The following is a 17,801-nucleotide window of genomic DNA, read 5'->3' as shown; positions in this document are numbered from 1 at the left end:
CAGCGGAAGGTAGAAATGAGCATCGCCGAGATGACAAAGACCCACTTCTCCGCACCCGACGGAACCGACTCCAGCGTTGTCGCCTGGGTGGAAGAGATCGCCACCCTCACCCAGCCAGACGAAATTGTCTGGTGCACCGGCAGCGCTGAAGAAGCCGACCAGCTCGCGAACCAGATGGTTACCGCGGGAACCCTCACACGACTCAACGACGAGTACCGCCCCCACAGCTTTCTCGCACGCAGCGACCCCAGCGATGTCGCTCGCGTCGAATCGCGCACGTTCATTTGCTCCGCAAAGGAAAGCGATGCAGGTCCATCCAATAACTGGGCCGCTCCCGCAGAAATGCGCACCACGCTTGACGGACTTTTCGCTGGCAGCATGCGCGGTCGCCGGATGTTCGTTGTCCCCTTCTCCATGGGACCGCTTGGCTCTCCGCTCGCCAAAATCGGCGTGCAGGTAACAGACTCCCCCTACGTCGTCATGAGCATGGGCATCATGACGCGAATGGGAACCGCCGTTCTTGAATCGATCGATGCTGGCACTGAATGGGTGCGTGCCATCCACAGTGTTGGTGCACCGCTCGCCGCCGGCGATACCGATGTGCCGTGGCCCTGCAACCAGACCAAGTACATCAGCCACTTCCCCGAGACTCGCGAAATCTGGTCCTTCGGTTCCGCCTACGGCGGCAACGCGATTCTCGCCAAGAAGTCATTCGCCCTACGCATCGCTTCGGTAATTGCTCGTGACGAGGGATGGCTCGCCGAGCACATGCTGCTCCTTAAGCTCACGAACCCACGCGGTCGTGTTTTCCACATCGCTGCGGCATTCCCAAGTGCCTGTGGCAAGACCAACCTCGCCATGCTAAAGCCGACCATCCCCGGCTGGAAAGCCGAAACAATCGGTGATGACATTGCGTGGCTCGGCAAAGGATCTGACGGCCGACTGCGCGCTATCAACCCCGAAGCTGGCTTCTTCGGTGTGGCCCCCGGAACGGGAATCACTACCAACGAAACCGCGATGGAAACCATCTGGGGCAACACCGTCTTCACCAACGTCGCTCTGAAAGACAACGGCGATGTGTGGTGGGAAGGCATGACCGATGAGGCGCCTGAGCACCTCATCGATTGGCAGGGAAACGACTGGACGCCCGAATCAGGCACCCCGTCGTCGCACCCGAACTCACGTTTTACTGTGGCTGCAGCACAATGCCCCACCATCGCAGATGACTGGGAGTCACCACAGGGCGTCGTCATCGACGCAATAATCTTCGGCGGTCGCCGCGCGACCAACGTGCCGCTAGTGGTGGAGGCACGAGATTGGGAGCATGGCGTCTACCTGGGCGCCACTATCTCATCTGAGCGGACGGCGGCTGCCGAAGGCACCATTGGCGAATTACGGCGTGATCCGTTCGCCATGATGCCTTTCTGCGGATACAACATGGCCGATCACTGGGCGCACTGGCTCTCCGTTGGCCAAAATTTGCGCACCTCCGGCACTGTTCCGCGCATTTTCCAGGTCAACTGGTTCCGCAAATCAGCGGATGGCTCGTTCCTCTGGCCAGGCTTTGGCGAAAACTCTCGCGTGCTTGAGTGGATTCTGGAGCGAGTTGACGGGCAGGTTGCTGCACGCGAAAGCGCCCTCGGCCTGCTCCCCCGCGATGGTGACCTCAACATTGATGGCCTGGAACTCAGCGACGACACGATGGAACAGCTCTTCGCAATCGATACTGACTCGTGGAAGGCCGAAGCGGCATCCACCGAAGAATTCTTTGCCACCTTCGGTGACCGTGTTCCTACGGCAGTAACTCGCCAACTTGAGCAGCTAAAAAAACGCCTCAATAACTAACCAACGAAACCGCCTCGCCGTTCGTCTTTAGTAGTGTGACCACAATTGCGCTAACTGTTGGCCATTCCTCGGCCACAATAGAGACAACGGCGAGGAGGGGCTCAGTGACTGAGACCGAAAACACCCCTGCCCGCTGGGAAGACGTAGTCACGCAACTCGTCGCAGAGCGAGGCGAAGCCTTGACGCGCTATGCGTACCTGATCTCAGGAAACCGCGACGATGCATCCGACCTTGTTCACGATGCACTCGTCAAAACATTCGGCCGGCTGCGCAACGGCTTTTCCATAGCCAGCGCAGAAGCGTATGTGCGTCGCGCCATCCTCAATACCTATCTCGATCGAGGTCGGCGACTCAGTCGTTGGCGCAAAATTGCGCACCTCACTATTGAGCCTGAAACCCAAGAATCTCCGGATGCAGACACCGAGACCCGACTCGACTTGCAGTCTCAGTTGATGAAGCTACGCCCGCGCGAACGGGCCTGCATAGTGCTGCGGTATTACGAAGATCTGAAGGTGGATGACATCGCCGAAACCCTGCAGATCAGTCCCGGCGCCGTAAAACGCTATCTGAGTGACGCGCTCGCGCGGATGGCAGTGAGCCTTGATCGCGCCGAAACCCACGACCTGCGGAGCCACCATGGTTGATGAGAACGAACTGCGCGCCCACCTCGCCGCAGGAGAAAAGCCCGCGATCACGATCGACACCGCTGCCATAGTTTCCCGCAGCAAAGCCCGACGCCGACCACGCCAGTTGGCGGTTGGTGCTGTTGGTGTTCTCGCGGCAGCATCCCTGCTGTTTGCCGGAATTAGCACATTTCCCCGCACCGGTGATCTCATGGCGGGAAGTGCGGCATCCGACCAATCGGCGACTCGAGAAGAGGGCGGTGCCGGTGCGGACTCGGAGGAGTCGTACATTGCGCCCGAGGATGGCGCCGTTTCCGAAACGTGTGGAGCAATTATCCCGTCGAGCGCGGCAACACCCTATGGGCTCGCGATTGACCTGGACATTGATAGAACGGTCACGGCATCCGGTAGTGCGTTCGGTACCGTTCGTCTCACCAATACGTCGGATGAAGCAGTAACGGGAACAACCGCCTCGGTCCCCGACGTCAATTTGACGCGGGACAGTGTCTCGATTTCTCACAGCCCCGACGCACAAATCCTGTCCGTCATTCCGGTGAATTTGCAGCCGGGCCAAAGCGTTGAGTTCGCTGTCTCGATTGCGATTTACGATTGCACGGTCATCGACACCGGCGGGAAGGTCGAGCCTGGCACCTACGCCATAAGCACCTCGCTCGCATTCGCGCCGACCGACCCCGAAACGGGAGCGGCTGCCGAAGTGCGCAGCACACCGTCAACGATCATTCTGGAGTAACTAGGTCGCTCCACGTGTCGCTTCGCTAGACTCCTCGTGTCACTTTCGTCGACAAGGGAGCACCAGTGAAGGCTCGATTAGCCACCGTATTTGCCCTTGCTGTTGGGCTCGCAGTGATGACAGCGGCGCCAGCTCTCGCCGACGACCCTGTTCAGCTCGATGGCGCCTATGTCATCGACACCACCGGCGTGCTCGACGGCAGCACTGCAGACGTTGTCACAGCTCTCGACTCGCTGTACGAGCGGACTGGTGTGCAACTTTTTGTGGTCTACGTTGACGAGTTCACGAACCCCAACGCTCCCATTGACTGGGCGAATGCCACGGCAGAGGCCAATGGCCTCGGTGACGCCGATCTTCTGCTGGCGGTTGCTGTTTCGCAACGACAGTATTCGCTGTCTGTCTCCGCTGATGCGCCCGTAACTGACGCTCAATTGGATGCGGCCGAGAGCGCTATCGAAGCAGAACTTCGCAACGATAATTGGGCGCAGGCAGCTATCGCGGGGGCGAATTCGCTCACCGGTGAAGAAGCACCATCACCTTCTGCAGCATCGGGAGGTGGCATACCGCTTCTACCGATCGTTGGCGGGGCTGCCGTCGTCGGTGTTGGTGCCTATGCGATCTATCGCGTGCGGCGTCGAGGCAGCTCTGGCAATTCTCAGAAGCCGGGCGAGAGTGTCTCTCAGGAGGAACTCGACCGTCGCGCAGGCAGCGCTCTAGTCGAAATGGATGATGCACTCAAGACAAGCGAGCAGGAGCTTGGTTTTGCGATTGCCCAGTTTGGTTCGGCCGCGACTGCCGAGTTTGAGGCGTCGCTGGCGAAAGCAAATAGCACTGTTGCGCAAGCGTTCCGTCTGCGCCAGAAGCTTGATGACAGCGAACCAGAAAGTGCTGACGAGAAACGCGCTGTGACCCTCGAAATCATCGCCCTGTGTGAGCAAGCCGATGGCCTGTTGGATGACCAAGCCGACGCCTTTGAAGAATTGCGGCAACTCGAAACAAACGCGCCGGCAGCCCTCGCTGAGACGTCGGCACTGATTGCCAGCGCGAGCAACCGGGTTCCGTCAGAAGAAAAAGCTTTGGCCTCGTTATTGGAGCGCTATGCACCAGCTGCGCTGGATTCTGTGGCCGACAATGTGGAGCGAGCCCGCGCCCTGCTGGCCGCTGCCATTGAGTCGTCAGCGACCGCCAGTACGGCGGTCGAGGCCCAGAAATCTGGTGAAGCTGCTGTTGCTGTGCGCACAGCTCAGGCCCAATTAGGTCAGGCCGTGCAGCTCATGGATGCCGTGGATTCACTTGCGACAGAGTTGCCGTCGGCGGAGCAAAAACTGGCTGCCGCAATCACAGACACCACTTCAGACATTGCTGCAGCTCGCGCTCTGCCCCGCGACGACACCTCGTCAGCATTGCAGCCATACATCGCTACTGCCGAAACCGCTCTTGCCTCGGCACAGGCTCACTCGAATGATCCCATGGCGAGCTTGAGCTCGCTCGGTGAGGCAAACGCTGCCCTAGAAACAGTGTTTATTGGGGTGCGTGATCAGCAGGCGGCCGTCGCTCAGGCAGCGACGCAACTGACAGCTGCGCTTGCGGGCGCTCAGTCGCGAATCACCACGACGGCACAGTTCATTACGACCCGTCGCGGTGGTGTCGGCTCCGAAGCGCGAACGAGAATTAGCGAAGCCGATCGTCAGGTGAAGCAGGCACTGGCTTTGCAGACATCCGATCCGGTTACGGCCTTGACGCATGCGAGACAAGCCGATCAGCTAGCTGCGACGGCATACGATCTCGCACAGCGTGATGTCTCGCAGTTCTCGACCGGCGGCGGAATGGGTACTGGCATGGGCGGGCTCGGTGGGCTTGGCGGTTTCAGCGGTGGTGGCAGCTCGGGTGGAGACATTCTTGGTGGCATCATCGGAGGCCTTATCGGCGGCAGCTTGGGCTCACGGTCATCTCGGTCAGGCCAGAGCCCGTCGTGGGGCGGCTCATCGTGGGGTGGCAGCTCGGGCTCGAGTGGTTCACGTTCTGGTGGTTCTCGGATGGGCGGCAGCAGTCGTTCTGGAGGCGGCAGTCGCTCTGGCGGAAGTTCTGGTCGCAGTGGTGGCGGTCGCAGTCGCGGCGGTAGATTCTAAGTACGGTTTGCTCGGTAACACTTACGAAAGGCATGTCGCATGGCAAAGCAGTCGATCCTCGGACGTATTTCACAACTACTGAAGGCGAATATCAACTCGATTCTCGACCAGGCCGAGGACCCTCAGTTGATGCTCGACCAGCTTGTGCGTGATTACACGAACTCCATTGCGGATGCGGAGAGCGCTGTTGCTCAGACGATCGGCAATCTCCGGCTCATGGAGCAGGATCACACCGAAGACAGGAACGCTGCCGCCGATTGGGGTCGTAAAGCCCTCGCGGCAAGCAACAAGGCAGATGAACTTCGCGCAGCGGGCAACTCGGCTGACGCTGACAAGTTCGACAACCTTGCGAAGATCGCCATCAGCCGTCAGGTTTCCTCCGAAAACGAAGCCCGTGCCGCCGCCCCAACAATTGCCTCGCAAACGCACGTTGTTGATCAGCTCAAGAGTGGGCTCGACGGCATGCGCGCAAAACTTAGCGAACTGACCGCAAAGCGTGATGAACTCGTCGCTCGCTCCAAGACTGTCGAAGCGCAGTCGCAAGTTCACGATGCTCTCAAGTCGATCGACCTGCTCGACCCGACTAGCGACCTCGGTCGTTTCGAAGACAAGATTCGGCGCGAAGAGGCCAAGGTTCTTGGGCAGCAAGAGTTGGCAGCATCCAGCCTCGACGCCCAGTTTGAAGGCCTAGAAGATCTCGGAAAGCAGAGTGAAGTTGAGGCCCGCCTGGCCGCGCTCAAGTCGGGCGGCACTAAAGCTGTGACGGCTGGCGAGTAGCGCGAACACGAAATCTTACGAATGACAATTGACTACGTTGTCGTTCCACAGTGGCAGGGCTCAGGGTCTTCCCGAGCAATGCAACTCGTGGACGGTGCCGAGTCGATTCGGGGCGATCTTCCCTCCGCATCGACTCGCACCGTAGACGTGCCGCTCGAAGCTGGCGATCACCAAGGCACTGGCGTTCAACGCCTGAGTTCACTCTTGCTTGTTCGCGACCGAGCTCTTCAGCTCTATGCCGCAGACTCTGCGACCCACGTGACGATCGGGGGCGATTGTGGTGTCGAGTTGGCGGCGATCGGGCATGTCAGCGCCAACGCACCAGTCGTGGTCTGGATTGACGCCCACCCCGACCTGCACACTCCCGCCTCCAGCCCTTCTGGTGCATTTACGGGGATGGTACTTCGGACTCTTCTGGGTGAGGGTGCAGCGCCACTCGTGCCCGCGCATCCGCTCACGACAGATCAGGTGATTCTTGCCGGCGTGCGCTCGGCAGACCCCGAAGAAGACACTTACATTGAGGATGCTGGCATCCGCTCGATTGGTGTGATCGAGTTTTCTCCTGAGTCAGTCTTAGAGGCGCTGGCCGAAGCGGGCGCAGAGTCCGTGTATCTCCACATTGATCTCGATGTGCTTGACCCTGCCGACATGGCGGGTCTCGGATCCCCGGTGCCGTTTGGGATCACTCCGGCACTGCTCGCTGACACAATTCGCGCGATTGTGGCCAAGTATCCGCTTGCCGGCGCCGGAATTACTGAATTTGCCCCGGCATCCGTCAGTCAGGCAGCGGATGATCTGCCGACCATATTGCGACTGATCGGCGCCATTACCTCGGCACGTTAGGGCGCGTTGTTTGTCGCCGCTAGCCGGGACATCGACAACAGGGTGCTATTCCCGAGGCTCCTCAGCTACCGAGACTGACACCGAATAATTGGCGCCATCGACGTCCTTGATAGTGACCTCACTATCGAAGTCTTCATTGAGCGCCGGATCAGTCAACACACAGTCGAGGGTTGTGCCGTTCTTCAGCTCGACCATGTCGTCACCGCAGTCGATCTCAGGCAACTCGCCGATGGACTGCTCTAGCGCCGAGGCCGCCGTCGAAGCAATCGAACTCGCGGAGACCTCAACGGGCGGCTCGCTTGAGCAACCAGCGAGGAGGGCCGTCGAGGCAACAGCGAGAGCAAGAATTGCGGAACGCAACACGGGAACCTCCGAAAAGTAGGGCTGGGTATGAGCTTATCGTCAGCTTCCCTCCCCACGTTGGCGCGCGGGTCGTAGGCTGGGACCATGACTGACCTCAACACCAGTAACACCAAAGTGACCGTGGAACGAGATGGCCACGTCTTGCTCATCGGGCTCAATCGAGTCGACAAACGCAACGCCGCCGACATGGAAATGTTGCAGCAGCTTGCGCTTGCCTATGGCGAGTTGGAGCGAGACCCTGAGTTGCGCGCCGGATTCGTTTTTGCCCATGGTGACCACTTCACTGGCGGCCTCGATCTTGCCGATATCGGCCCCCGAATCGGTGCCGATGGTCTCGATATGGTTCCCGAGGGTGGGATAAACCCGTGGCAAGTTTCCGGGCAGAAACTCTCCAAACCTGTGGTCATCACCGTTCAGGGCACCTGCCTCACCCTCGGAATTGAACTGATTTTGGCCAGCGACATTGCCGTTGCGGCCGATTCAAGCGTGTTCGGCCAGGTCGAAGTCTCACGCGGAATCCTTCCGTTCGGTGGAGCGACTATCCGCTTTCCCCGTCAAGTTGGATGGTCGAATGCGATGCGCTGGATTCTCACCGGCGACAGCTTCGATGCCGCCGAAGCTCATCGCATCGGAATGGTGCAAGAGGTCGTGCCCCATGGCCAGCAGTATGCCCGCGGACTTGAGCTTGCTCAGCGGGTCGCCGCTCAGGCACCGCTCGCTGTTCAGGCAGCCCTCGCCAACGCTAATCTTGCTATTCGCGAGGGCGATGCTGCGGCAGAGGCCGGGCTTCAACCAGCGCTTGTCACAGTCGCTCAGAGCAAAGATGCCCGAATCGGCATGGAAGCTTTCATGACGCGCACAACCGCACACTTCGTCGGAAAGTAGGGATCACTGTGACTGAGAATGCGTGGGATGTCATTGTTATTGGCGCCGGCGCTGTCGGCGAAAACGTTGCTGACCGGGTTGTGCAAGGCGGACTGAGCGTTGCACTCGTCGAAAGCGAACTCGTCGGCGGCGAATGTTCCTACTGGGCGTGCATGCCCTCGAAGGCGCTCATTCGCAGCGGGCTCGCCCTGCGTGCCGCCACACGCGTGGCAGGTGCAGCCGAAGCGGTCACGGGCGGCATCGATGTTGCTGCTCTGCTCGCCCGCCGAGACAGCTTCACGAACAACTGGGATGACGCTGGCCAAGTCAGTTGGGTAGAGAAAGCGGGCATTGATCTCGTGAGGGGCCACGCGCGGCTCGATGGGCCTAAACGAGTCATCGTCACAGCAAAGGATGGTGAGGTCACCACGTTGACGGCACATCACGCAGTTGTCGTCGCGACCGGATCGACGCCGATGCTTCCGAATATTTCTGGCCTCATTGAGGCGCAACCGTGGACACCAAGGGAAGCAACATCCGTCAAAGAAGTTCCTGAATCCTTCGCCATCATTGGTGGCGGCGTTGTCGGCGTTGAGATGGCAACCGCCTACCGTGACCTTGGCGCCAAAGTGATCCTCTTTGCTCGTAGCGGTGTGCTCAACGGTCAAGAAGATTTTGCCAGTGACCTGGTCGCGAAAGCCCTCCGTGAGCGAGGCGTCACTATCGTGAAGGCGTCCCCCACGCGCATCAAGCGCACCGGTCACGGCATCGACATTGATACCGAAACCGAAAGTTTCACCACATCCGAAATTTTGGTGGCGACGGGTCGCACAGCGCGCACCCCAGATATCGGAATCGACACCGTCGGCTTCACCCCCGGAGACTGGTTGGCCGTTGACGACACCATGCTCGTGCACGACACCGACTGGCTGTATGCCGTTGGTGACGTCAACCATCGTGCGCTGCTCACCCACCAGGGTAAGTATCAAGCGCGCGCTGCTGGCGACGTGATCGTGGCACGCGCCACCGGTGCTGTGGTCGATAACGCACCGTGGGGGTCTCACGTGGCAACAGCAGATCACTGCGCTGTTCCCCAAGTGACGTTCACCGACCCCGAAGTCGCCTCAGTTGGCCTCACCGCTGAAGGTGCCGAGAAGCACGGAATAGACACTCAAATCGTTGACTACAACATCGGTTGGGTTGCCGGGGCAAGCCTTCAAGCCGACAACTATGAGGGCCAAGCACGGCTCGTCATTGACCGAGAACGTCAGGTCATTGTCGGTGCAACCTTTGTCGGTCAGGATGTCGCAGAGCTGCTGCACTCTGCCACGATCGCCATAGTCGGCGAAGTCCCTATCGCGCGCCTCTGGCATGCGGTGCCCTCGTATCCGACAATCAGCGAGGTGTGGCTGCGGCTACTCGAGGCTGTTGGTCGCCCCTAACGACGGCAACGGGCTGAAGAAATGAGCGCTTCACGAGGCCTACGGTTTGGCCGCGCCATTGCCCAAGCTGAACACAATCCGCGAGTGCAGCGAGTGCTGCTGCACCCCGCTGTTACGCGACCCGGGTATTGGTTTGCTACCGCATCCGGGCTGCTGTGGGGTGGGCTACTGAGTGGCTTTCGATTGCGTTTTCGTGGCGGTGTGATTGTTGCCGAGCATGTGCCGCGCTGGGCGTTTGGTCGCGGCGGCACGACCATTGGCGCGGTGTATCTCACATGCGACAATGTGAGCGACACGGTGCTTGAGCATGAGGCTGTGCACCGTAAACAGTGGCGGCACTATGGATTGTGGTTTATCCCGCTGTATTTGCTTGCCGGCCAGGACGCTCTGAAGAATCGATTCGAAATCGAGGCCGGGTTGGAGCTAGGCGGTTACCTTCGCGGCCGATCGGCGCGCACACCCAAGGTTTAGGCGGAGCGCCGTGAACTAGTTCGAGCTGAGCAGGCGAGCGGGGCCCTGATGGGCAACCCACGCATAGACGGTGCTTTCGCCGAACGCGCTCACGGGGAGCATTTCGCTCAACCACGCGTCAACCGAGCGAGCGACGCTCTGGCCACGTTCGCGTAGTAGCCAGCACACACTGAAACGGCCGGGAGCCGCTAGCGGCTGGATATCGTCAGTGGAGTCGACCTCGATGAAAACTTGGCCGCGAGAACGGGCCGGCAATGTCGCGAGAATCATCGAGATGGCGTCGATCGAGGTCTCGTCTCCCGCGAGCAGCACGCGGTCAGCCGACTGGGGATTCCAGGCGATCTGCGGGGTGAAGAGTTCGGGAAACATTGATCCCAGTATAGGCATGCCTTACCTAAATAACGAAGCGCTCTCGGCGGACTCTAAGCCCCAAACGCCGCCGGATGCCGCGAGCCCCATTGAAAGCGCCGCTCAAGCTGCGCGCCAATCGCGAGCAGCACGTCTTCGCGACCGGGGCGGCCAATGAGCTGCACGCCCATCGGCAGCCCTTCCGCGGTTGCGTGCACGGGGAGGCTGATCGCGGGCAGGCCCGAGACGTTGACGAAACTCGTCCACGGTGTGTACTGCACTTGCTTTGCAAAGTTCTCGAAGGCATCCTCGGCATGAAACCAGCCGAGCGGGCGTGGCGTCATGGCCATCGCCGGCGTCAGCACGGCGTCGTAGGTCGAGAACTGGCGGATGACGCTGCGCTCAAACCGAGAGAGGGTCGCGATGGCGACGCCCACGTCGCTCGCGCTCATCCGACGCCCGCTTTCGATGAGCCATTTCGTGAGGGGTTCCACGAGCTCGAGTTGCTCACCATCGAGCGGGATTCCGGCGGCTCCCGCTTGCCACAGCACCGTGAAGGCTTCGGCGTATTCGGGTGAGGGGTCGAGCGCGAAGTCTTCGCTGCCGTGGCCGAGTTGGTCGAGCGCTGCGCGAGCGAGGGTGAGAGCATCCTGAGCTTCGGCCGACACAGAAATCTCGTAGGTGTCGTCCCACGGCGAGGTTATCATGACGCCGATATTGAAGGTGCCTTCGCCGCGGATCGCGGCGTTGAGGAAGGCGCCGCCGTCCCACGTGGGCGGGCCGACTGAGAACGGCGAGGGGCCGGCAATTCCATCGAGGAGTAACGCAGCATCGGCCACTGTGCGAGCGAGCGGCCCGGTCACGGGAAGCTGGCCGAGACTACCGAAACCACTGCCCGCGGGCACACGACCACGGGACGGCTTGAGCCCAACGAGTCCAGTCGCGGCGGCGGGGATGCGAATCGAGCCACCACCGTCTGAGCCCGGCGCGAACGGCAAGAGCCCGGCAGAGACCGCGACGGCCGCTCCCCCGCTGCTGCCGCCAGAGCCCAGCGAGGTGTCCCACGGGTTCACGGCCGGGGCATCCGAGAGCGGTTCAGTGTAGGCGGGCAGTCCGAATTCGGGGGTTGCGGTTTTGCCGAGGCTGATCGCGCCGGCAGCATCGAGAACGTCGGTGATCTCATCCGACACCTCAGGCACGAAGTCGGCAAAAGCGCGCGATCCATAGGCAGTGCGCACTCCGGCGCGGGCCCACAAGTCTTTTTCGCCCGAGGGCAGACCCCAGAGGGCGGAGGCGCGGGCGCCAGAGGCTTCGAGCTCCACAGCACGCTGGCGCGCAGCATCCGGAGTCACCTCGGTAAAAGCGCCCAGCTCAGGATTCAGCCGTTCAATGCGATCGAGGTAGCACTCCACGAGTTCGGTGGGCTTCACCTCGCCCGATCGCAAGAGATGTAGCTGCTCAAGGGCGGTGAGGCGATGAAGTTCTGACACGGATTCAGCCTAAGGGGGTTGACAACGTCCCGCCATGCTGGTTGGTTAGTTACATCACCAACTAACCAACTAGCCGCCGCAGCACTGCAGCACCGCTAGATCACCACCCGCACTCAGAAAGGAGGCTCACATGGATGACTCTCGCCCCATCTTCGCGCAGGTCGCCGAGAACATTGAGAACGACATCATCTCCGGCGCACTACCCGAAGAAGGCCAGGCTCCCTCGATCAACGAGTTCGCAGCCTTCTATCGCATCAACCCCGCGACCGCCCTCAAAGGCGTGAACGTGCTCGTCGATGCCGGAATTCTCTACAAGAAACGAGGAATCGGAATGTTCGTCGCCACCGGCGCTCAAGAACAACTCAAAGGTGCCCGCCGCGACAGCTTCAGCAGCGAGTACGTTCGCCCCCTCTTGGCCGAAGCAGAAAAGCTCGGCATCGACTCCGCCCAACTCACCCAGATGATCGCCAAGGAGGCGAACAACTCATGACCTCCACCATCGAGGTAACTAACCTCAGCAAGCACTTCGGCAAAGTGAACGCCGTCAACGACGTGAGCTTCACCGTCGAAGAGAACAAGATTTACGGCCTCCTCGGTCGCAACGGAGCCGGCAAGACCACGCTCATGCAACTGCTCACCGGCCAAGAATTCGCCTCGAGCGGCACCATCTCGCTGTTCGGCCAGCCCCCGGTCGAGAACGCCAAGGTTCTGCAGAACACCTGCTTCATCAAAGAGAGCCAGCGCTACCCCGAAGACTTCCGCCCCAAAGATGTCTTCAAGACTGCCCCGTGGTTCTTCGCCAACTGGGACCAAGAATTCGCCGATCGCCTGATCGCCGACTTCCGCCTCCCCGTCGACCGCCGCATCAAGAAGCTCTCGCGCGGCCAGCTCTCCTCCATCGGAGTCATCGTTGGCCTCGCCTCACGCGCACCACTCACCTTCTTCGACGAGCCCTATCTGGGTCTGGATGCCGTGGCTCGCCAAATCTTCTACGATCGCCTTCTTGAGGACTACGCCAACCATCCGCGCACTGTGATCCTCTCCACCCACCTCATCGATGAGGTCAGCAACCTGCTCGAACACGTACTCGTGATCGATGACGGCAAGCTGCTCATCAACGAGGACGCCGAAACTCTCCGCAATCGCGCGACGACCGTTGTCGGCATGCGGACCACTGTCGACACGTTCATCGGTGACCGTGAAGTGCTCCACCGCGACGGAATCGGCGGGCTCAGCTCGGTGACCGTTGGCGGGCTCAGCGAGAGCGAGCGCCGCGACGCACACGCTGCCGGGCTGGAACTGTCACCGGTGTCGTTGCAGCAGCTCATTATCCAACTCACCCGCACCGAGACTAAGGAATTCGAGGCCAGCGCATGACCACCACAACCACGGCTCTCGCCCAACCGGCAAGCCCCCTGAAGCGCATCGCCAATGTCGCCAAACTGCATTTCGCCAACCCGTGGACGACTCTCGGCCTACCCTGGATCATTCTCGGCGTGATATTCGTGGGAACTCTCACAATTTGGTGGCTGATTTTCTCGGCGCTCTCCCCCGAGGCTCGCGTAGGTGCACTCGAAGGAACAGAATTCGGTGGATCCAGCTTCTTCATCTTCATTTACATGATGGTGGTGGCGATTCAAGCGATCAGCATTACTTTCCCTTTCGCCCTCGGCTACGGCGTCACTCGTCGTGACTACTACCTCGGTAGCGCGCTTGCCTTCGTGGTCCTCGCCGTCATCTACACCACGGGCTTGAGCGTTCTGGCCGCCATCGAAAACGCAACCAACGGCTGGGGGATGGGTGGCACCATGTTCGCACCGATCTACTTCGGCGATTCCACGCCCGAACGCATTTTTGTCGTTTTCGTTTTGTTCCTGTTCTTCCTCTTCTTCGGTTCAGCGATTGCCGCTGTCTGGGTTCGTTGGAAGGCAACCGGCGTTTCCGTGTTCTTTATCATCGTCGGAGCACTCCTCGTCGGATTGATTGCGCTGGCGACCTTCACGGACTCGTGGGCTGCGGTTGGTGCCACGCTGGTCGACCTCGGCGTTCTCGGGGTCGCGGCTTGGAGCCTCGTGCTCACCGCGATCAGCGGCGTGGCCGGGTTCACGCTGCTGCGGCGGGCAACCCCGAGAAACGCGGCGTAGCTCAAACGCGGCGGTCGATACACCGGCCCAGATACGCGGATGCCCGGCTCTCCCTTCGCGGGAGGCCGGGCATCCGTGCGCTCGAGAGCTGTTCGAGAGCGAGGGTCTAGGCGTCGAGCGACTTCTGCAACAGGTACGTGCCGACCCAGCGGTCGAACTTGAAGCCGACGCGCTTGAGATGCCCGATGGATTCGAAGCCCAATTTCTGGTGCAGGTGCACGGAGGCCTCGGTTCCCTCATCCGAAATGACGGCAATAATTTCGCGGATGCCCGCCCGACGCCCACGTTCAATGAGTTCGTTGAGCAGCGCACCGCCAACACCCTGGCCTGTCGCAGACGGCGAGAGATAGATCGAGCCCTCGGCCGTACGCTTGTAGGCGGCCTTAGGACGCCACGGGAACATCGCGGCGTAGCCGAGCACGCGCTCGTCGTCGTCAACCGCGACGATGAACGGCAGCCCCGACTCTTCAACCGACGTGCGCTTGGCCGTCATGATCTCGGGAGTGACCTCGACAATGTCGAACGTGACAACGGTCGTGCTCACGTAGTAACCATAGATTTCGGCGAGCGCCACATCATCCGCTGCGATGGCGTCTCTAAAGTGGTGTGCCATGGCTGCTCCCGAGGTGTCGTGACAAAGAAGGTGAGTGGTGAAGACTGTCTCGCCCCGAGGGTGACGAGACTCTTATTTTATGGGGCTGGTGACGGGTCGATTCGCCAGTCGATGGGCTCAGCGCCTTGCGCCTCGAGCGCAGCGTTCACGCGACTAAATGGCTTCGAACCGAAGAAACCCCGACGAGCAGAGAGCGGGCTCGGGTGAGCACTCATGATCACCGGGGTATCGCCCAACAGTGGTGCAACGGATGCCGCATCCTTGCCCCACAGCACGGCAACAAGCGGTTGCGGCCTCTCCGCGAGCGCGCGTATCGCGTGGGCCGTCACTTCTTCCCAGCCGTGACGACGATGGGAGCCCGCCTCCCCCGCCCTCACTGTCAGCACCCTGTTGAGCAGCAGCACCCCTTGGCATTGCCACGCGCTGAGATCGCCATGAGTTGCTGGCGGGATCCCGAGGTCGTCGTTGAGTTCGCGGTAGATGTTGCCGAGACTGCGCGGTAGCGGTCGCACCGCCCGGTCGGCCGAGAACGCTAGCCCCACGGCGTGCCCGGGCGTCGGATACGGGTCTTGGCCGACGATGAGCACTCGCACGTCATCGAAAGGCTCACGAAAGGTCCGCAGCACTGCGTTTTCGGCGGGAAGCCACTCGCGTCCCTTCGCAGTCTCCTCAGCAAGAAAGGCAGCAACCGCCTCGAGCTGAGTCGCGACGGGGTCGAGTACGCGAGACCACCCGGGGTCGACACTGCTGAAATCCATGTCACTACGCTAGCTTCCGCCCCCGCTACCGATAGCATCCGTTCATGTCATTCCTGCGCGGAAAATCCGGGGCCATCACGATGGGCCTCATCGGCTACCTCTTCTTTGTCGAACTGGTGAGCGGAATCATCCAGGGGTACTACATCCCGCTGATCCCCGACCTCGTCGAGCATTTAGGCATCCGCGACGCTGATTTCAACTGGTTTGAGGCCGCCCAGCTGCTCCTGAGCGCCATTGTGGTGCCGATTTTGGCGAAGCTCGGCGATATGCACGGCCACAAGCGCATCCTGCTGATCTCGACCGTCCTCACCGCCGGAGCAACGTGGTGGTTGGCGTTCACGGGTGACTTCACGAGCTTCCTGATCGCGTGGGCGCTGCAGGGGTTCTACGTCGTCTGGCTCCCGCTCGAAGTCGCACTGATCTTCGACCGCGGACGCACGACGGGAATGGGCGCATCACAAACTCGCCGCGCTGCGGGATTCCTCGTCGTTGCCCTCGAAGCCGGTGCCATCATCGGTGCCCTCGGTGGCGGCCGCATCTTCAAGGCCTTTGGCGAGAACGTGCAGCAGACCCTCATGATCCCCGCCATCGCGGTAACGATCGTCTTCTTCGTGATCCTGTTCGGTGTACCCGAATCGAAACCGCTGCCCGGCCGCACGCTCGACTTCTGGGGCTTCGTGCTCCTCACTTTCGGCCTCTTGCTCATCACGTCGGGGCTCACGTTCTTGCGAATCAACGGGCCAGGCGCTCTGTGGGTGTACGTCATCATGCTCGCTGGTGTCGCCACCTTCATTCCGTGGGGTCGTTACGAACTGCGCCAGAAAGATCCTGCGATCGATCTTCGGATGTTGCGAGACCCGAGCATGTGGCCCATCCAACTCACTGCGGGGCTTGTCGGCATCAGCCTCCTCGGCGCCCAGGCACCGCTCGCGACCTTCGCCGGCACCGACCCGATCAACGGGTACGGCCTCGGAATGGAATCGGATGAGATCTCGTACATTATCGGCGCCTACCTTGTGTCAATGATTGTGGGAGCGCTGCTCTTCCCGATTCTGTCGAAGTGGAAGAGTCCGCGGGTTGCCCTCATCGTGGCCACGTTCTTCGTCGCAACCGGCTACCTCATGTTCTTGCCATTCCATGCGACAGTGCTGAGCGTCTTCCTCAACATGAGCATCGCGGGTCTTGGCTCGGGTGCCCTCGTCGGTGCGCTCCCTGCCGCTGCCGCTGCCGCTGCCCCGCGGGGCCAGACCGGCATCGCGACTGCTCTCACCAACACGACCAAGACGATTGGTGGCTCGTTCGCCTCGGCGATCTTCGCCATCGTGCTTCTGGCCGGGGCGGCATCCGCCGTCACCGAAACCGCTTCAAGCTTGTTCGGCTACCTGACGGTGTTCACGATCTGCGGTGTTGGTGCACTCGTCGCCGCCGTGCTGCTGTTCTTGGTGCCGAAGCTAGCCTTTGCCGACGTGGTGGATGACATCGATGAGCTCGTGCCAGCAGTAGGAGCGGACGACACGGGGACCGCGAGAACCGAACCTGCGGCAGCGCCCAGAAACAGCAACGACTAACGAACCTTCAGCGCGCCCCTGATCATCTTGTGCGGCGCAGCCTGGGCAACAGGCTTGATCGTGATGAGGTCGAGGTTGACGAACGGCGGCAGCTCAAGAGCGTGCACAATTGCCTCGGCAATGTCATCGGCAACCAGCGGGTCGGGCACATTCTCATAGACGGTGTCTGCCTTGGCAGCGTCTCCGCCGAAACGAACGAGCGCGAACTCTTCTGTCTTCACCATGCCGGGAGCAACCTCGATCACCCGGATCGGCTCCCCCGCAAGCTCGAGCCGCAACACAGCGGTGAGGGCGTGCTGGGCAAACTTGGCTGCGTTGTAGCCGCTGCCGCCTTCATAAGGCACGGTGGCGGCAATTGACGTAATCATGAGGATGCTCGCCGTCTCGCCCTCAACGATCGCTTCGCGCAGCAGCGGCAAGAGCGCGCTGGTAACGCGCTTGGTTCCCACGACGTTGACGTCGAACATCCGGATCCAATCATCCGCGTCGCTCTCTTCAACACTCGCGACGCCGAGCGCGCCGCCCGCGTTGTTGACGAGCGCATGGATGGGGCCAAGTTCACGAAGGTAGGCGGCGAGCGCCTCCACGTCATCCTGTTTCGTCACGTCGGCAACGAACGTGTCAACCCCGGTGTCGGCCGCGAGCGCCGCGAGCCGTTCCTCACGACGCGCAACAGCGACCACACGCCATCCGTTATTGGCGAACCGACGAGCAGTCGCCTCGCCAATGCCTGAGCTTGCCCCGGTAACTACTACTCGCTTGATTGCCATGT

Annotated in this window: 19 protein-coding genes; 13 read left to right on the top strand and 6 right to left on the bottom strand. The window is 61.0% G+C overall.

Features of this window, described 5'->3' with window-relative positions; genetic code table 11:
* The first annotated feature begins 30 nt into the window (after nt 1-30).
* From AC1ENN_RS05075 to AC1ENN_RS05050, 6 genes are all read left to right on the top strand, one after another.
* Entirely contained in the window at nt 31-1,845 is a 1,815-nt protein-coding gene (locus AC1ENN_RS05075) for a phosphoenolpyruvate carboxykinase (GTP) (RefSeq protein ID WP_480406802.1), read from the top strand.
* Between the two features lie 104 nt (nt 1,846-1,949).
* A complete protein-coding gene (locus AC1ENN_RS05070) occupies nt 1,950-2,489 on the top strand; it encodes a sigma-70 family RNA polymerase sigma factor (RefSeq protein WP_449648832.1) in 540 nt (179 codons plus the stop codon).
* Entirely contained in the window at nt 2,482-3,219 is a 738-nt protein-coding gene (locus AC1ENN_RS05065) for a hypothetical protein (protein ID WP_480406801.1), read from the top strand. Before AC1ENN_RS05070 ends, AC1ENN_RS05065 begins: the two co-directional genes overlap by 8 nt.
* 65 nt (nt 3,220-3,284) lie before the next feature.
* The gene (locus tag AC1ENN_RS05060) at nt 3,285-5,348 is read left to right on the top strand and encodes a TPM domain-containing protein (protein ID WP_480406800.1); all 2,064 of its coding nucleotides are present in this window, start codon (nt 3,285-3,287) and stop codon (nt 5,346-5,348) included.
* Nucleotides 5,349-5,387: 39 nt separating this feature from the next.
* Nucleotides 5,388-6,125, top strand: coding sequence for a PspA/IM30 family protein (locus AC1ENN_RS05055; RefSeq protein ID WP_449648829.1), 738 nt, complete (start codon nt 5,388-5,390; stop codon nt 6,123-6,125).
* Nucleotides 6,126-6,146: 21 nt separating this feature from the next.
* Nucleotides 6,147-6,968, top strand: coding sequence for an arginase family protein (locus AC1ENN_RS05050; RefSeq protein WP_480391977.1), 822 nt, complete (start codon nt 6,147-6,149; stop codon nt 6,966-6,968).
* A gap of 45 nt (nt 6,969-7,013) precedes the next feature.
* On the opposite strand, the gene AC1ENN_RS05045 is transcribed toward AC1ENN_RS05050, so the two are convergent.
* Nucleotides 7,014-7,331: a DUF4333 domain-containing protein gene (locus tag AC1ENN_RS05045; RefSeq protein ID WP_449648827.1), complete on the bottom strand. Its 318-nt coding sequence runs from the start codon at nt 7,329-7,331 to the stop codon at nt 7,014-7,016.
* Nucleotides 7,332-7,415: 84 nt separating this feature from the next.
* On the opposite strand from AC1ENN_RS05045, the gene AC1ENN_RS05040 reads away from it, so the two are divergent.
* Genes AC1ENN_RS05040 through AC1ENN_RS05030 form a run of 3 tightly spaced genes read left to right on the top strand, consistent with a single transcriptional unit; the run spans nt 7,416 to nt 10,108 of the window.
* Nucleotides 7,416-8,216: a crotonase/enoyl-CoA hydratase family protein gene (locus tag AC1ENN_RS05040; protein ID WP_480406799.1), complete on the top strand. Its 801-nt coding sequence runs from the start codon at nt 7,416-7,418 to the stop codon at nt 8,214-8,216.
* Nucleotides 8,217-8,224: 8 nt separating this feature from the next.
* On the top strand, nt 8,225-9,637 hold the full coding sequence (locus AC1ENN_RS05035) for a dihydrolipoyl dehydrogenase family protein (protein WP_480406798.1): 1,413 nt from the start codon (nt 8,225-8,227) through the stop codon (nt 9,635-9,637).
* 21 nt (nt 9,638-9,658) lie between these two features.
* Nucleotides 9,659-10,108: a hypothetical protein gene (locus tag AC1ENN_RS05030; protein ID WP_449648824.1), complete on the top strand. Its 450-nt coding sequence runs from the start codon at nt 9,659-9,661 to the stop codon at nt 10,106-10,108.
* Nucleotides 10,109-10,123: 15 nt separating this feature from the next.
* On the opposite strand, the gene AC1ENN_RS05025 is transcribed toward AC1ENN_RS05030, so the two are convergent.
* Together AC1ENN_RS05025 and AC1ENN_RS05020 are read right to left on the bottom strand one after the other, a co-directional pair.
* On the bottom strand, nt 10,124-10,495 hold the full coding sequence (locus AC1ENN_RS05025; RefSeq protein ID WP_480406797.1) for a siderophore-interacting protein: 372 nt from the start codon (nt 10,493-10,495) through the stop codon (nt 10,124-10,126).
* A gap of 35 nt (nt 10,496-10,530) precedes the next feature.
* Complete coding sequence (locus AC1ENN_RS05020; protein ID WP_480406796.1) at nt 10,531-11,946, bottom strand: amidase; 1,416 nt, start codon at nt 11,944-11,946, stop codon at nt 10,531-10,533.
* A gap of 130 nt (nt 11,947-12,076) precedes the next feature.
* Here AC1ENN_RS05020 and AC1ENN_RS05015 point away from each other — a divergent pair, with 130 nt between their 5' ends.
* From AC1ENN_RS05015 to AC1ENN_RS05005, 3 genes are read left to right on the top strand one after another with little or no spacing between them, the layout of a single operon-like run.
* Nucleotides 12,077-12,436 (top strand): GntR family transcriptional regulator, encoded by a 360-nt coding sequence (locus tag AC1ENN_RS05015; RefSeq protein ID WP_197126406.1) that lies wholly within the window; start codon nt 12,077-12,079, stop codon nt 12,434-12,436.
* Nucleotides 12,433-13,323: an ABC transporter ATP-binding protein gene (locus tag AC1ENN_RS05010; RefSeq protein ID WP_480406795.1), complete on the top strand. Its 891-nt coding sequence runs from the start codon at nt 12,433-12,435 to the stop codon at nt 13,321-13,323. Before AC1ENN_RS05015 ends, AC1ENN_RS05010 begins: the two co-directional genes overlap by 4 nt.
* Nucleotides 13,320-14,090 carry an ABC transporter permease gene (locus AC1ENN_RS05005; RefSeq protein ID WP_449648819.1) on the top strand — a complete coding sequence of 257 codons (771 nt, stop codon included), beginning with the start codon at nt 13,320-13,322 and terminating at the stop codon, nt 14,088-14,090. Before AC1ENN_RS05010 ends, AC1ENN_RS05005 begins: the two co-directional genes overlap by 4 nt.
* A gap of 106 nt (nt 14,091-14,196) precedes the next feature.
* Here AC1ENN_RS05005 and AC1ENN_RS05000 read toward each other — a convergent pair whose 3' ends face one another.
* The gene (locus AC1ENN_RS05000; protein ID WP_480406794.1) at nt 14,197-14,703 is read right to left on the bottom strand and encodes an N-acetyltransferase family protein; all 507 of its coding nucleotides are present in this window, start codon (nt 14,701-14,703) and stop codon (nt 14,197-14,199) included.
* Nucleotides 14,704-14,780: 77 nt separating this feature from the next.
* Complete coding sequence (locus AC1ENN_RS04995) at nt 14,781-15,461, bottom strand: uracil-DNA glycosylase (protein ID WP_480391968.1); 681 nt, start codon at nt 15,459-15,461, stop codon at nt 14,781-14,783.
* Nucleotides 15,462-15,505: 44 nt separating this feature from the next.
* Here AC1ENN_RS04995 and AC1ENN_RS04990 point away from each other — a divergent pair, with 44 nt between their 5' ends.
* On the top strand, nt 15,506-17,029 hold the full coding sequence (locus AC1ENN_RS04990; RefSeq protein WP_480406793.1) for an MFS transporter: 1,524 nt from the start codon (nt 15,506-15,508) through the stop codon (nt 17,027-17,029).
* Here the strand turns inward: AC1ENN_RS04990 and AC1ENN_RS04985 are convergent.
* Nucleotides 17,026-17,799 carry an SDR family oxidoreductase gene (locus AC1ENN_RS04985; RefSeq protein WP_449648815.1) on the bottom strand — a complete coding sequence of 258 codons (774 nt, stop codon included), beginning with the start codon at nt 17,797-17,799 and terminating at the stop codon, nt 17,026-17,028. The two genes, AC1ENN_RS04990 and AC1ENN_RS04985, sit on opposite strands and share 4 nt — an antisense overlap.
* Nucleotides 17,800-17,801: the final 2 nt, after the last annotated feature.

The organism is Rhodoglobus sp. G.S.23, from assembly GCF_056675935.1.
This window is presented reverse-complemented; position numbering and strand designations above follow the sequence as displayed.

Coding starts and splice junctions, on each gene's coding strand:
- AC1ENN_RS05075 (WP_480406802.1), top strand. CDS start 31: ATGACAAAGACCCACTTCTCCGCACCCGACGGAACCGACTCCAGCGTT.
- AC1ENN_RS05065 (WP_480406801.1), top strand. CDS start 2,482: ATGGTTGATGAGAACGAACTGCGCGCCCACCTCGCCGCAGGAGAAAAG.
- AC1ENN_RS05055 (WP_449648829.1), top strand. CDS start 5,388: ATGGCAAAGCAGTCGATCCTCGGACGTATTTCACAACTACTGAAGGCG.
- AC1ENN_RS05050 (WP_480391977.1), top strand. CDS start 6,147: ATGACAATTGACTACGTTGTCGTTCCACAGTGGCAGGGCTCAGGGTCT.
- AC1ENN_RS05040 (WP_480406799.1), top strand. CDS start 7,416: ATGACTGACCTCAACACCAGTAACACCAAAGTGACCGTGGAACGAGAT.
- AC1ENN_RS05030 (WP_449648824.1), top strand. CDS start 9,659: ATGAGCGCTTCACGAGGCCTACGGTTTGGCCGCGCCATTGCCCAAGCT.
- AC1ENN_RS05025 (WP_480406797.1), bottom strand. CDS start 10,495: ATGCCTATACTGGGATCAATGTTTCCCGAACTCTTCACCCCGCAGATC.
- AC1ENN_RS05015 (WP_197126406.1), top strand. CDS start 12,077: ATGGATGACTCTCGCCCCATCTTCGCGCAGGTCGCCGAGAACATTGAG.
- AC1ENN_RS05010 (WP_480406795.1), top strand. CDS start 12,433: ATGACCTCCACCATCGAGGTAACTAACCTCAGCAAGCACTTCGGCAAA.
- AC1ENN_RS05005 (WP_449648819.1), top strand. CDS start 13,320: ATGACCACCACAACCACGGCTCTCGCCCAACCGGCAAGCCCCCTGAAG.
- AC1ENN_RS05000 (WP_480406794.1), bottom strand. CDS start 14,703: ATGGCACACCACTTTAGAGACGCCATCGCAGCGGATGATGTGGCGCTC.
- AC1ENN_RS04995 (WP_480391968.1), bottom strand. CDS start 15,461: ATGGATTTCAGCAGTGTCGACCCCGGGTGGTCTCGCGTACTCGACCCC.
- AC1ENN_RS04990 (WP_480406793.1), top strand. CDS start 15,506: ATGTCATTCCTGCGCGGAAAATCCGGGGCCATCACGATGGGCCTCATC.
- AC1ENN_RS04985 (WP_449648815.1), bottom strand. CDS start 17,799: ATGGCAATCAAGCGAGTAGTAGTTACCGGGGCAAGCTCAGGCATTGGC.